The 11,696-nt window shown below is 64.9% G+C and carries 12 protein-coding genes; 6 read left to right on the plus strand and 6 right to left on the minus strand.

The features are described from left to right. The first annotated feature begins 272 nt into the window (after positions 1 to 272). Complete coding sequence (locus tag HMPREF2559_RS06730; protein ID WP_070540024.1) at positions 273 to 917, plus strand: sugar O-acetyltransferase; 645 nt, start codon at positions 273 to 275, stop codon at positions 915 to 917. Beyond that, positions 917 to 3,220 carry an ATP-dependent RNA helicase gene (locus HMPREF2559_RS06735; RefSeq protein ID WP_070540028.1) on the plus strand — a complete coding sequence of 768 codons (2,304 nt, stop codon included), beginning with the start codon at positions 917 to 919 and terminating at the stop codon, positions 3,218 to 3,220. Before HMPREF2559_RS06730 ends, HMPREF2559_RS06735 begins: the two co-directional genes overlap by 1 nt. Positions 3,221 to 3,361: 141 nt before the next feature. Here the strand turns inward: HMPREF2559_RS06735 and HMPREF2559_RS06740 are convergent, their stop codons facing one another. Then, a complete protein-coding gene (locus HMPREF2559_RS06740; RefSeq protein WP_070540032.1) occupies positions 3,362 to 4,132 on the minus strand; it encodes a TSUP family transporter in 771 nt (256 codons plus the stop codon). Positions 4,133 to 4,154: 22 nt separating this feature from the next. Here HMPREF2559_RS06740 and HMPREF2559_RS06745 point away from each other — a divergent pair, with 22 nt between their 5' ends. Together HMPREF2559_RS06745 and HMPREF2559_RS06750 are read left to right on the plus strand one after the other, a co-directional pair. Next, on the plus strand, positions 4,155 to 5,210 hold the full coding sequence (locus tag HMPREF2559_RS06745) for an AbrB family transcriptional regulator (RefSeq protein ID WP_246818463.1): 1,056 nt from the start codon (positions 4,155 to 4,157) through the stop codon (positions 5,208 to 5,210). 37 nt (positions 5,211 to 5,247) lie between these two features. Beyond that, the gene (locus tag HMPREF2559_RS06750; protein WP_070540038.1) at positions 5,248 to 5,613 is read left to right on the plus strand and encodes a DUF1304 domain-containing protein; all 366 of its coding nucleotides are present in this window, start codon (positions 5,248 to 5,250) and stop codon (positions 5,611 to 5,613) included. 61 nt (positions 5,614 to 5,674) lie between these two features. On the opposite strand, the gene HMPREF2559_RS06755 is transcribed toward HMPREF2559_RS06750, so the two are convergent. Continuing rightward, on the minus strand, positions 5,675 to 7,321 hold the full coding sequence (locus HMPREF2559_RS06755; RefSeq protein WP_066513279.1) for a DUF885 domain-containing protein: 1,647 nt from the start codon (positions 7,319 to 7,321) through the stop codon (positions 5,675 to 5,677). 58 nt (positions 7,322 to 7,379) lie between these two features. Then, positions 7,380 to 7,949, minus strand: a complete 570-nt coding sequence (locus tag HMPREF2559_RS06760; RefSeq protein ID WP_066513282.1) for an LOG family protein — start codon at positions 7,947 to 7,949, stop codon at positions 7,380 to 7,382. An 18-nt stretch (positions 7,950 to 7,967) separates the two neighbouring features. Between HMPREF2559_RS06760 and HMPREF2559_RS06765 the strand changes: the two genes are divergently transcribed. Continuing rightward, on the plus strand, positions 7,968 to 8,672 hold the full coding sequence (locus HMPREF2559_RS06765; RefSeq protein ID WP_066513284.1) for an NAD-dependent deacylase: 705 nt from the start codon (positions 7,968 to 7,970) through the stop codon (positions 8,670 to 8,672). A gap of 78 nt (positions 8,673 to 8,750) precedes the next feature. After that, complete coding sequence (locus HMPREF2559_RS06770; protein ID WP_070540041.1) at positions 8,751 to 9,830, plus strand: ROK family protein; 1,080 nt, start codon at positions 8,751 to 8,753, stop codon at positions 9,828 to 9,830. Here the strand turns inward: HMPREF2559_RS06770 and HMPREF2559_RS06775 are convergent. The 3 genes from HMPREF2559_RS06775 to HMPREF2559_RS06785 all read right to left on the minus strand — a co-directional run bounded on the left by HMPREF2559_RS06775 (position 9,827) and on the right by HMPREF2559_RS06785 (position 11,468). After that, positions 9,827 to 10,426, minus strand: coding sequence for an HAD family hydrolase (locus HMPREF2559_RS06775; protein ID WP_066485755.1), 600 nt, complete (start codon positions 10,424 to 10,426; stop codon positions 9,827 to 9,829). The two genes, HMPREF2559_RS06770 and HMPREF2559_RS06775, sit on opposite strands and share 4 nt — an antisense overlap. Before the next feature lie 49 nt (positions 10,427 to 10,475). Further along, entirely contained in the window at positions 10,476 to 10,844 is a 369-nt protein-coding gene (locus tag HMPREF2559_RS06780) for a hypothetical protein (protein ID WP_083297801.1), read from the minus strand. Positions 10,845 to 10,979: 135 nt separating this feature from the next. After that, positions 10,980 to 11,468: a ferritin gene (locus HMPREF2559_RS06785; protein ID WP_066485753.1), complete on the minus strand. Its 489-nt coding sequence runs from the start codon at positions 11,466 to 11,468 to the stop codon at positions 10,980 to 10,982. Positions 11,469 to 11,696 lie beyond the last annotated feature (228 nt).

An 11,696-nucleotide genomic window follows, 5' to 3' on the forward strand; every position in this document is an offset into this window, starting at 1 on the left:
AGAATCAGACACGCTTTCTGCTACTTAGCCCCCTTTTCGCAGCCAGACCATCACAACGCCTCAAGCGCCCTATAGGCATCAACGGCCCCGTGGTCGGCTTTATGGCGAGGACACCATTCAGGCCAGTCCCGACTGATCAAGTGAAATGCACCGTAGGCTGCCAAACCCGAGTCATGTCCCCAGAAACCATGGCTTGTCAAAGAATCCTAGAGGAAAGCAGCACGCATCGCTTGGCGTAGTAGCGCTCACGACCGCACCCGTAGAATGTCCGCATGGACTTGCAGCAATTCGGAACGTGGGAACGCCAGACCAGCGGCCAGTGGCATCTGCCGGGCACGGACCCGGAAGCGAGCGCGGAACACGCGCGCACTTTCACGCTCGTCAAGCAGTTCAATGAGCTAGGCAATACGGACCACGAGCGCGCAAAGGACATCCTGCGCGAAATCCTCCCGGAGGAATCTGAGGTCCCCGGCATGCATGCGCCGCTCAACCTGGAATATGGCCGCCACCTCGTGTGTGGCGAGGGCGTGTTCATCAACTTCGGCGCGACCATCCTGGCGCAGGCAACGGTGACGCTCGGCGAGCGCGTCATGATTGGCCCGAACTGCTCGCTCATCACGGTGGGCCACCCGGTGAACGACCATGAGATGCGCGAGGGCGGCTGGGAAATCGCGAAGCCGATCACGGTCGGCCGCAACACATGGTTCGGCGCGAACGTCACCGTCATGCCGGGCGTGACGATTGGCGAAAATTGCGTGGTGGGCGCGGGCGCGCTCGTCACGCGAGACATCCCAGATAATTCGTTGGTTCTCGGCGCGCCTGGCCGCGTGGTGCGCAAGCTCGAAGGTGAGAACCTCGAGCGCGTCGATCTTGACGGCCCCGTCGAGGGCTTTGGGGCGGGCGAATCTCCTTTCTAATGTTTGATCTTCAATCCATCGGCGCGGGTCTGCCTGTTGCCAAGACCATCGGCAGCCTGCCCAGCACCGGCCACGTCGTGGTCCAAGCACCGCCCGGCACGGGTAAGACCACGCTCGTCCCGCCGGCGCTGTCCAATCAAGTAGACGGCAAGGTCATCGTCACTGCGCCCCGGCGCGTGGCGGTCCGCGCCGCGGCGAATCGCCTCGCGGCGCTCTCCGGCACACCCGAGCAGGTCGGCTACGCCATCCGTGGGGAAAGCAAGAAAGGCTCCCGCGTCGAGTTCGTGACGCCCGGAGTGCTCCTGCGCCGGCTGCTCAAGGATCCGGAGCTTGAAGGCGTGTCCGCCGTCGCGCTTGATGAGGTCCACGAGCGCCAGCTCGACACGGATCTCGTCCTCGCCATGTGCGTCGAGCTCGCGACCCTCCGCGAGGATTTTCGCGTCGTCGCCATGTCCGCGACGGTGGACGCGGAGCGCTTCGCCGGCCTGCTTGGCAACGCGCCGATTCACGCCACCGAGGCGGTCACCTACCCGGTTGAGACCAGCTACCAACCGCTCAATGGCCGAGCCGCAGGCACGCGCGAGTTTTACCAGGAGGTCGCCCGCGTCGCGCAGCAGGCGCACGCGAAGAATCCCGGCTCCACGCTCGTCTTCGTCCCCGGTCTGCGAGAAGTAAACCAAGTGGCAGACGTGCTGCTGGCGCATCACGAGACCAACGTGTATCCCCTCCACGGCCAGCAGACCACGGCAGAACAGGACGCGGCGCTCTACACCGACGAGGAACGCATCGTCGTCGCGACCTCCATCGCGGAGTCCTCGCTCACGGTGCCGGGCGTGCGCACCGTCGTCGACGCGGGTCTGTCCCGCGTGCCCCGGCGCGACGCGCAGCGCGGCATGTCGGGCCTCGTGACGGTCTCTACATCGAAGTCGAGCGCCGATCAGCGCGCCGGCCGTGCGGGCCGCGAGGCTCCTGGCCACGTCGTTCGCTGCTATTCCGCCGAGGACTACCAGCACTTCAGCCCGCACATCACGCCCGAAATCCTGTCGGCCGATCTCACCCAGGCCGCCCTCTTCATGGACGCGTGGGGCGCGGGCCCCGACTTCCCGCTCCTCGATCAGCCGCCTCGAGCCGCGCTTGCCGATGCCCACCGCGCCCTCGAAGCACTCGGTGCGAGGTCCGCAGGTGCCGTGACCCCGCTCGGCGAGAAGCTCGCCATCCTGCCCACAGACCCGCGGCTGGGCGCGGCGCTGCTCAAGTTGGGACGCCGCGCGGCGCCGACGGTGGCGATCGTAAGCAACGACGCGCGAGGGGACATCGGAAAGCTGAGCGCACCCAAGCGGGAAACGCAGCGCCTTGAGCGGCTCGTCAAGGACAAAGGACCGACCACGCCGGGCGCCGTCGTCGCCGCGGCCTTCCCCGAGCAGGTCGCCAAGCGCATGAAGGACGACGAATATCTCCTGGCCAGCGGCACACGCGCGAAAGTCCGCGACTCTTCGCTCCTCGGCTCCGCGTGGCTCGCCATCGCGGAGGTCTCCCTGTCGCACGCTGGCAACGCCATCGTCCGCGCGGCGGCACGTATTGAGGAGGCCGAAGCTCTGGACGCGATCGGCGTCACAGAGGAGATCGTCGCACAGCTCGACGGAGGGAAAGTCCGCGGCCGGAAGGTCAAGCGTGCCGGAGCCATTGAGCTCTCCTCCACTCCGGTCAAGGTCACGGGACAGGCGGCGGCCGACGCGCTCGCTGCCGGTATCACCTTGGACGATTTCCACTTCTCCGAGAAGGCCCAGCTCCTGCGCGACCGTCTGCGCCACCTGCACGATTTCTACGGCGAGCCCTGGCCCGACCTCGAGGCACAGAATCTCGCGGTGTGGCTCGCGCCGGAATTGCGAAAGATTGCCGACGGCACGCCGATTGCCCAGGTCGACATGTACCCTGCGCTGCAACGCCTGCTGCCGTGGCCGGAAGCGACGCACCTGGACGAGCTCGCGCCGGAGCGGCTCGCGGTGCCCAGCGGCCGCGACGCGCGCATTGACTGGACGGGCGAGCGCCCGATTGTCCACATCAAGCTGCAGGAATGCTTTGGGCTGGCGGAGTCGCCCGAATACTGCGGCCATCGTGTCCAGTTCCACCTGCTCTCCCCCGCGGGCCGGCCCCTCGCGGTGACAGACGACCTGGCAAGTTTTTGGGCGGGGCCGTACCAGGGCGTGCGCTCCGAGATGCGCGGGCGCTACCCCAAGCACCCGTGGCCGGAGGATCCGTGGACGGCACCGGCGACAGCCCGGACGAAGAACCGCATGAAATAAGAAAGACGCCCGCGCTCAGAGACGCGGGCGCTGTACTGCAGGATTTCAGCAGGCGGGAACATACCGAAAATCCACTCAACAAGAACTAAGGGCTTTTATTTTTAAACCCCAAGGAAAAGGCGTAGCCCACGAGCGGGGCAGTTAGCTCCACTGCTGCCAGGACAAATAGAGGCTCATGACGATAACAAGCGTGAGAAGCGCGTAGCGGATGAGCTTCGTGCCGCCACCTAGGACGGTGCGGGCGCCGAGCTGTGCGCCGGCGATATTGGCGAGCGCGAGGACGATGCCCAGCCCCCAGAGCACGTGGCCGCCGGCGATGAATGCGACGAGTGCGCCTAGGTTGGTGCACGTGTTGACGACCTTGGCCATCGCAGCGGAGCGCAGGAAGTTTTGCGAGAAAATTGCGGTGAACGCCATGATGAGGAACATGCCGGTGCCGGGACCGAAAATGCCGTCGTAGAAGGCGATCGCGGCAACTGCGGCAAGCCCCGCGGCCACGCGCCATCCGGCGTGGATCCCGTCGGAGTCGCCGGAGCCGAAGCTCGGCTTGAACGCGACAAAGAGGCCCACAACAACCATCAACACGATAATGACCGGCCGCATAACGGACTTGTCGAGCATGGACACCAGGAGCGCGCCCAGGCCGGACGACAGCGCGGCGATGATCCCCATGGGAATCAATTCACGCGCCGGCGGGCGGACCTTACGCACGAGCGTGAAGGCTGCCGATGCCGTCCCCGACACCGCCGCCAGCTTGTTCGTCGCGAGCGCCGCAGCGGGCGCCAGCTGCGGCGCCACCGCCAGAATGAGCGGAATGAGGACCAGCCCGCCGCCGCCGATGACGGCATCGATCCATCCGGCGACCGCCGCGCCGCCGACGAGGACCGCCCAACCTCCTGCTGCAATCTCCATGCGTCCCATTAAACTCGACGCCATGTCTGTTCACGCGCGTTGGGCGATTATCGTTCCTGGGTCACTTGCCTTGGGGGCGATATTTACGTACCTGCACGTGCCCGCGGCGTGGATTCTTGCAGCGATTGTGGTCTCCGGCGCGATGGCGCTCACCACCGGCGAGGAGCTGCCCGTCAACAAGCAGTTCTACGCGCTCGCCCGTGGCTTCATCGGCATGATGGCCGCCATCCCGCTCACGCTCGTGCCCTTCGGGCAAGTCGTGGGCTACCTGCCCACCGCCGTGACGATGTCACTGGTGAGCGTGCTCGTGGGCATGGTAGGCGGCATGCTCATCCACCGCGCGCAGCCCAAAGACATTTCGTGGGAGACCGGCATCATGTCCATGCTCCCCGGCGGCGCCTCGCTCATGCCGGCGCTGGCCAGCGAGCTCGGCGCCGACTACCGCTACGTGGCGCTCACGCAGTACCTGCGCCTGCTCGCCGTGTCCATGTCACTGCCGCTCGTGGTCGCGTTCCTCGACTCGCCCGCCGGCCAGGGCGTCGACCTCTCCGTCGCTGGCGAGACGACGTGGTGGATCGTCCTGCTCACCATCGCCATCGCTGTGGGCGGCGAGAAGCTGGGCAAACTCGCGCACCTGCCCGCCGCGGCGGTGCTCGGCCCCCTCATCCTCACCGTCATCGTCGCGCAGTTCCTGCCGGAGGGCCACACGCTCGAGCCGCTCGACATCTTCAAGATCATGGCGTTTATGTCCATCGGCTGGATCTGCGGCGGCGGCCTGTCCCTGCCCGCACTGAAGTCCTTTGCCAAGCAGCTGCCCGCGACCATCCTGTTCATCGTCGTCGTCATCGGAGTCTGCGCACTCACGGCGTGGCCACTCACCGTGTGGATCGATATCTCGTACTTCGAGGCCTACCTCGCGACCTCGCCCGGCGCGCTCGAAACCGTCCTCGCGCTCTCGGCTGAAGGCGGCGCAGGTCCTGCGGTAGTTTCCGTCCAGATCGTGCGCCTCATCATCGTGCTCGTGATCGCCGGCTACCTGCCACAGATCCTGCGCCTCCTGGGCAAATTCCGGCGTTAAATTGTACACAATCTAATTTGGGCGCATGCTAGGTGACATGACCATCATCATGTTCGTCCTCGCTATCCTCGCGACCCTGCTCCATGTCTTCATCTTCTACCTGGAGTCCTTCGCGTGGACCACGAAGGCGCTGGGCGTCTTCGGCGGCACCCGAGAGGAAGCCGAGCACACCAAGGAGCTCGCCTTCAACATGGGCTTCTACAACCTCATGCTCGCGATTATCACGGCCGTGGGCCTTGCCCTCTGGGGCTCGCCCGCCAGCACGGCGCTCATCGTCGCCGGCCTAGGCAGCATGCTCGCCGCCGCCGTATGGCTGCTCGCAACCTCCCCGGACAAACGCGGCGCCGCCGTCAAGCAGGGGTTCTTCCCCCTGCTCGCCCTCATCGCGCTCGCCTTCGCGTAAGAATCGTGAACCTCAAGGCTCAATTCTTGGCCAGCTAGGCCCGTAAGTTCACGATGTAGATCTAATTAAGGATCGTCTCGCGCAGAATCGGCATAGGAATCGAGCCCAGCGCTAGCGCCTGCGCATGGAATTCCTTGGGGCTCATGCCCTGCGCCAGCGCGTCCGCGCGAGTCTGGTGCCACAGACGCTCGCCCAGCGCGTAGGACGGAGCCTGACCCGGCCAGCCGAGGTAGCGGTTGACCTCGAACGCAAGGTTCGCGTCGTCCATGGCGGTGTGCTCGCGCAGGTAGGTCTTCATGTGCGCCTTATCCCACACGCCAGAGCCGTCCGGCATCTGCTTGCCCAGGTGGAGTCCGATATCGACGACCACGCGGGCGGCACGCAGCTTCTGCGCGTCAAGCAGGCCCATACGGTAGCCCGGATCGTCCATGTGGCCCAGCTCCGCCATGAGCGACTCGGCGTAGAGCGCCCAGCCCTCGCCGTGGCCGGAGTTCCAGCAGGCGGCGCGGCGCCACAGATTGAGGTCGTCCTGCAGCAGCGCCGCGGAGACCTGCAGGTGATGGCCCGGCACGCCCTCGTGATGGACGGTGGTGAGCTCCTGCCACGTGTGGAAGGTGTCTTGGCCTGCGGGCACGGACCACCACATGCGGCCCGGGCGCGAGAAGTCCTCCGAAGGACCGGTGTAAAAGATCCCACCGGTACCCGCCGGATCGATGAGGCACTCAATCGTCTGTGCCTGCTCCGGAATATCGAACTCCGTGCCATTCAACTCCGCGATGACGCGGTCCGCCGTCGCCTGCATCCACGCGACGAGCTCCTCGCGGCCGTGCAGCGTGTAGCGCTCCTCGCCGTTGAGCTTGCGCATCGCGGTGCGTGGGGAGCATTCGGCGCCGTACAACTGGTGCGCGATCTTTTCCTGCTCCGCGCCGATTTCGGCGACGCGATCCAGGCCCCACTCATAGGCCTCGTCCAGATCCACGGCGTCGCCCACAAAGAGCTTGGAGAAACGCTCGTAGCGCTCGCGGCCCACCGCGTCATGAGCCGGGGCTTGCGGCTGCAGCTCGGAAGACAGCCAGGCGGAGAACTCCTCGAAGGAGCGCTTGGCACCCTCGACCTCTGGGGCCTCGGGGTTGACTCCCAAGCCTTCCAAGAGGGGGCCATCGGCAAGCGCATTGCACTGGCCAATGACCTCGTTGATTTGGCGGGAGGCCGCCACCGCGCCATGCGAAGCCGCCTCAAGCAGCGAGCGCTTGTAGCCGTCGAGCGCGCGCGGGATCTTCGACATGCGGGAACGGATTGCATCGACCTGCTCCGCTGTCTCGTGCGGCATGAGCACGAGGGTGTCGCGGATGGTCTGCACCGGAGACGCAATGTTATTGAGCTCGCGCAGGTCCTCGCCGTTGTGGTGGAGGTCGAGTTCCAGGCACAGGCGGTCGCGCAGGACGGCGGCGGTCACATAATCGACGTCGTCGAAGTCGTCATCATCATCAGACTCGTCCGTGCAGTCGTCCAAGGCGTCCAGGTCCGCCATCATCTCGCGCGTGCGATCCGCGACGGCGGCGTGGTACTCGGGCGAGAAATCCTCGAGTTCGCCATCGAATCCGGGAATGCCCAGAGACGTCGCTGTCGTGGGCGAGAGCGCGGCGAGATCGTGGACGAAGTTATCGCACGAGGCATCCAACAAAGAGGGCTGGCGGTGAGAACACATAAGGCGGAAGTCTATCCACTACCTAGGGGTAAGTGCCACCTGAGACCCGCACTGTGTCTTAAGCGTTATCCCATTTTGACCCGAGCGGGACCCAACCAGCGAAAGCATCGAGCGCCGCCGCAGGAGTCGGCTCCACGATAAGCGCGTCGACGAAACGCTGCTGCATGAACCCGTTGTCCGCGAAATTCTCCAGCAACGCAACGAAAGGATCCCAGTAGCCTTCCGCATTGATAAGGCCGACTGGACCGGTAATATTCCCCAGCTGCTGCATGGTGAGTACCTCCGTGAGCTCCTCCAGCGTGCCGATGCCCCCTGGCAGCGCCAGGAAGCCATCCGCCAGCTCCTCCATGCGGGTCTTGCGCTCGGCCATCGTATCCACGCGCTCCAGCACCGTGAGCCCCGCGTGCGCCATCTCCAGATTCGCGAGCTGGTGCGGGATGACACCCGCGACCTCGCCGCCAGCGGCCAGGGCGGCGTCCGCGACGATGCCCATGAGCCCCACGTTGCCGCCGCCATAGACAAGCCGGATGCCCCTCCGCGCCAGCTCCGCCCCCAGCTGGCGTGCCGCTTCCGCAAACGCCGGATTATCCCCCGTGGCCGATCCGCAATACACCGCTACTGAATTCATAAGAACTAGCATAGGGGCATGACCGACATGATTGCCGCCGCCCGCGACATCCTTGCGAACGCGCAGAATCTCGTCGCTTTCACCGGCGCCGGCATGTCCGCTGACTCCGGCCTCGATACCTACCGCGACGCACAGACCGGCGTGTGGGAAAACGTCGATCCCCACGCCATGGCCTCCATCGACGCGTGGGCCCGCGACCCGGAGCCCATGTGGCGCTGGTACCTCCACCGGAAGTCCCTGTCCGAGAACGCCCACCCCAATCCCGGGCATCGGGCGCTCGCGGAGCTAGGCGCAAAAATCATCACCCAAAACATCGACGACCTCCACGAGCGCGGCGGCTCCACGGACGTCGTCCACCTCCACGGCAGTCTCTTCGAATTTCGCTGCACCATCTGTAGCCGACCGTGGAAAGGCGCCACCAAACCCCAGCACATCCCCGAGTGCCCGTTGTGCGGCAACCTCATCCGGCCTGGCGTCGTGTGGTTCGGCGAGGCCCTCCCACCCCGCGAGTGGGACGCCGCGGAAAACCTGATGTCCACCACCGACGCGCTCATCATTGTGGGCACGTCCGGTGTAGTTCAGCCTGCGGCCGGACTCCCCCGCCTCGCGGCAACACGTGGGGTACCTGTCCTCGAAATCACGCCGCAGCCCACCGCACTCACGCCGCTCGCAACGGTGCAGTTCACGGGCCGTGCAGGAGAGGTTCTCCCACTCCTCACGTAATATCTGTAAACCACTCAGTCTAAAAAAGACGGGGGTGATTTAGACTATGCGGTCTAGGGAGGGATATTATTTATATCCATGAGTACAGCCGGACCAGTCTTCGCCCGTCCCCGCACCCCTGCGGCTAAGAGCCTCCACCTCGTACGCCTCAATCCCATCATCACGCGCAGCGAGCTCGTGAAGGCCACCGGACTGTCCCAGCCCACCATCACCCGTGCCACCGCCGCCCTGCTTAAGGCCGGTCTGATTCAGGAGCGCACGGATCTCACCCGCTCCCAAGGCCGCGGTCGTCCCACGGTTCCGCTCGAGGCCTCCGATAACGGCTGGCTACTCGCCGGCATCGCCGTCGGCACCTCCTCGACATACATCGGCCTCTACGACACCCGCGGGCGCATTATCCGCGAAGACAACGTTCCCACCCCGGTCTCTAAGCTCAGCCCCGATGACTTCGTCGAGCACGTCATCGCCGGCGTGAATCGCCTCGCCACCGGCGTCGACCGCACGCTGGTCTCCGTTGGTGTCACCACCTCCGGCACCGTCGATGAAGAGGGCAAGGTTCACGCGGCCAACCTCGGCTGGGACGGCATGGATATCGCAGGACGCCTCGACTTCCAGTTCGGCGTCCCCGTCACTGTCACCCCGGCCGTGCCCGCCATCCTCGCCTCGGAGACGCAGGCAGCGCCCCTCGGCGACGAGGCCCGCACGCTCGTCCTCTTCGCGGATGACTCGATTGGCGCCGCGCTCTCCGACGAAGACGGCGTCGCCCCCATCGATCTCCCACAGTTCGACGGCGCCGACCCGCGCGACACCCTCGTCAACGCCGCGCTGGCTCCCCGCCTCGCTGAGGCTGCCGATGCCTCCTCGGTCCTCGCCCAGCGCGCCTCCGACCTCGGCCGCCTTACGGCCCAGCTTATCGATGCCCACCGCCCGGACACCGTAGTCATCGCTGGCTCTGCGTTCTACGACGTCCCCACGGCGCCGAAGCTCTTCGCCTCGGCCGCACGCGGCGAGCTCGACCCCGATCTCGCCTCCGCGACGGAGCTGCGCATGATCCCCAATCACAAGGAGATCGTCCGCTCCATCGCCCGCGCCGTCGCGCTCGACCCCCTCCTGCGCACGCCGCTTGAGCTGAACACCGCGAAGGTGCGCGCCGCTTAGCTCAAGCCACACTCCGCGCGCAGCTCGGCGAGGTTCCCGTCGTAGAGGTACCCACGCAGCCCTGCCGCACGCGCGGCGTCGACGTTGCCTTGGGTGTCATCAATGAAGAGCGTGTCTTTGGCATTGGCCCCCAACGCGTCCACCGCCACATCGAAGGCCCGCTTGTCGGGCTTGACCACGCCGATTTCACCGCTGAGCACCACCGCGGTGAATTCCTTAAGCCAGCTCTCATTGCGCTCACGCACCATGCGGCCGAGCCCCACCGGAATGTTGGACAGCACGCCCACCGCATTGCCCGCGCCAAGCAACTCCTGGGCGACCCCCACGACGTCGAGGTCCGGCGCCGTACACGGCTCGAAGTCCTGAGCGACGGCCTCAGAGATATCGAAGTCCGGAAGGCCTAGGCGCACCTGCATCTGGCGCCACCAGCGTTCGTCGCTCACCACGCCCGCGTCATAGGCCGGGCGCAATTCGTTATACGCCGTCCAAAAAGCGACCGGATCCTCGGCACCGACGAGACGTAGCAGCGCCTCCTTCGGCGCCGGTGGGCGATGACGGAGCAAGACTCCGTAGAAATCGAAAAGATACGTCGACATACATCCAGACTACGGAAAGCCGCGCAGACTCGTCCCAAACGACAGAGCTCTAGAAACGGAACAAGCGTCCGGGCAGCCCCGTGGGCACGAGCAGCACCGCCACAGCACCCAGCGCCGCGCCTCCCGCATACAGCGGCACGATGGCGTCCGGAATGATACCCAGCGGCATGAAGATCACCAGGCCCACAGCAGCAAGCACGAGCGCTCCGCCGACTGACGCAATGGATTTCTGCGGCAGGCTCACCGCGATGAGCGCAGCAAAAAGAAAGAGACCCGCCCCCGCGAAAGGCCCCAGCATGAGTGCCGCACCAAGCAGAAAAGTGCCGAGCGCGACGTGCGTACTGCTCAACGCCGTGCCGACGCCCAAGGCGACGGCGAGCGCGAGGAGCACGACCACGGTCCAGGTTTTCTGCTTCATAGACATATAAAACGCAGTCTCCCACCAACCACGGGGTTGGTGGGAGATATTAGGGCAATCTTGATGGGTTTGTTACCGCATGGTCACTGTCCCTTGACCTTTTTGTATTAGCTAGGCCTTGAGGGCCGCGCGTGCCTACTTTGCGCGGGAGCCCAGAGTGGCGTCGATGCGCAGGAGGCCGGAGCCATCGTTGCCCACGAGCTTGATCTGGTCGATGATCTCGGTGACGGTGTCCTCTTCCTCAATCTGCTCGTCGAGGAACCAGTTCACGATCTGGCGGGACTCAAGGTCCTTGACCTCATCAGCGGTACAAGCGATCTCGCGGATCTGCTCGGAGACCTTCTGCTCGTGTGCGTAGGCAGCCTCGAAAGCGTCGAGCGGGGTCGCGGCCTTCACGGACGGAACTGGGACATCGGTGAGCTCCACGCGGTAGCCGCGTGCGAGGAGGTGGTTGGCAATCTTCTGAGCGTGCTCGCGCTCCTCCGCAGCCTGAGCGTAGAACCAGTCACGCATGCCCGGGAAGGAAAGATCATCCATCTCGTAGGCCAGCTGGGTGTAGATGAGGGCGGCGCCGTGCTCGTTAATAACCTGTGCGTTCAGCAGGCTCTGCAGCTTCTCGTTCATTGAATATCCTTGCCTTTCGATACCTGTTCAATAGGTAAATTTCTGTCATTTCCGACGGCTATCCAACGGGTTTCCGGCGGTATAGGCCACCATAATACCCACATTCAAAAATTCCGCTAGCCAGGTTAGGATTTCCAAACATGCAGGCCAAAAGCAATTTTGGTCACGGTAACCTAAGTTACCACGACCTAATCAACACCCAAATCCACACAAACGGAAGCAATCAGA

It is taken from the genome of Corynebacterium sp. HMSC072G08 (genome assembly GCF_001809185.1).
In the GTDB taxonomy this organism is placed as follows: Bacteria; Actinomycetota; Actinomycetes; order Mycobacteriales; family Mycobacteriaceae; genus Corynebacterium; species Corynebacterium phoceense.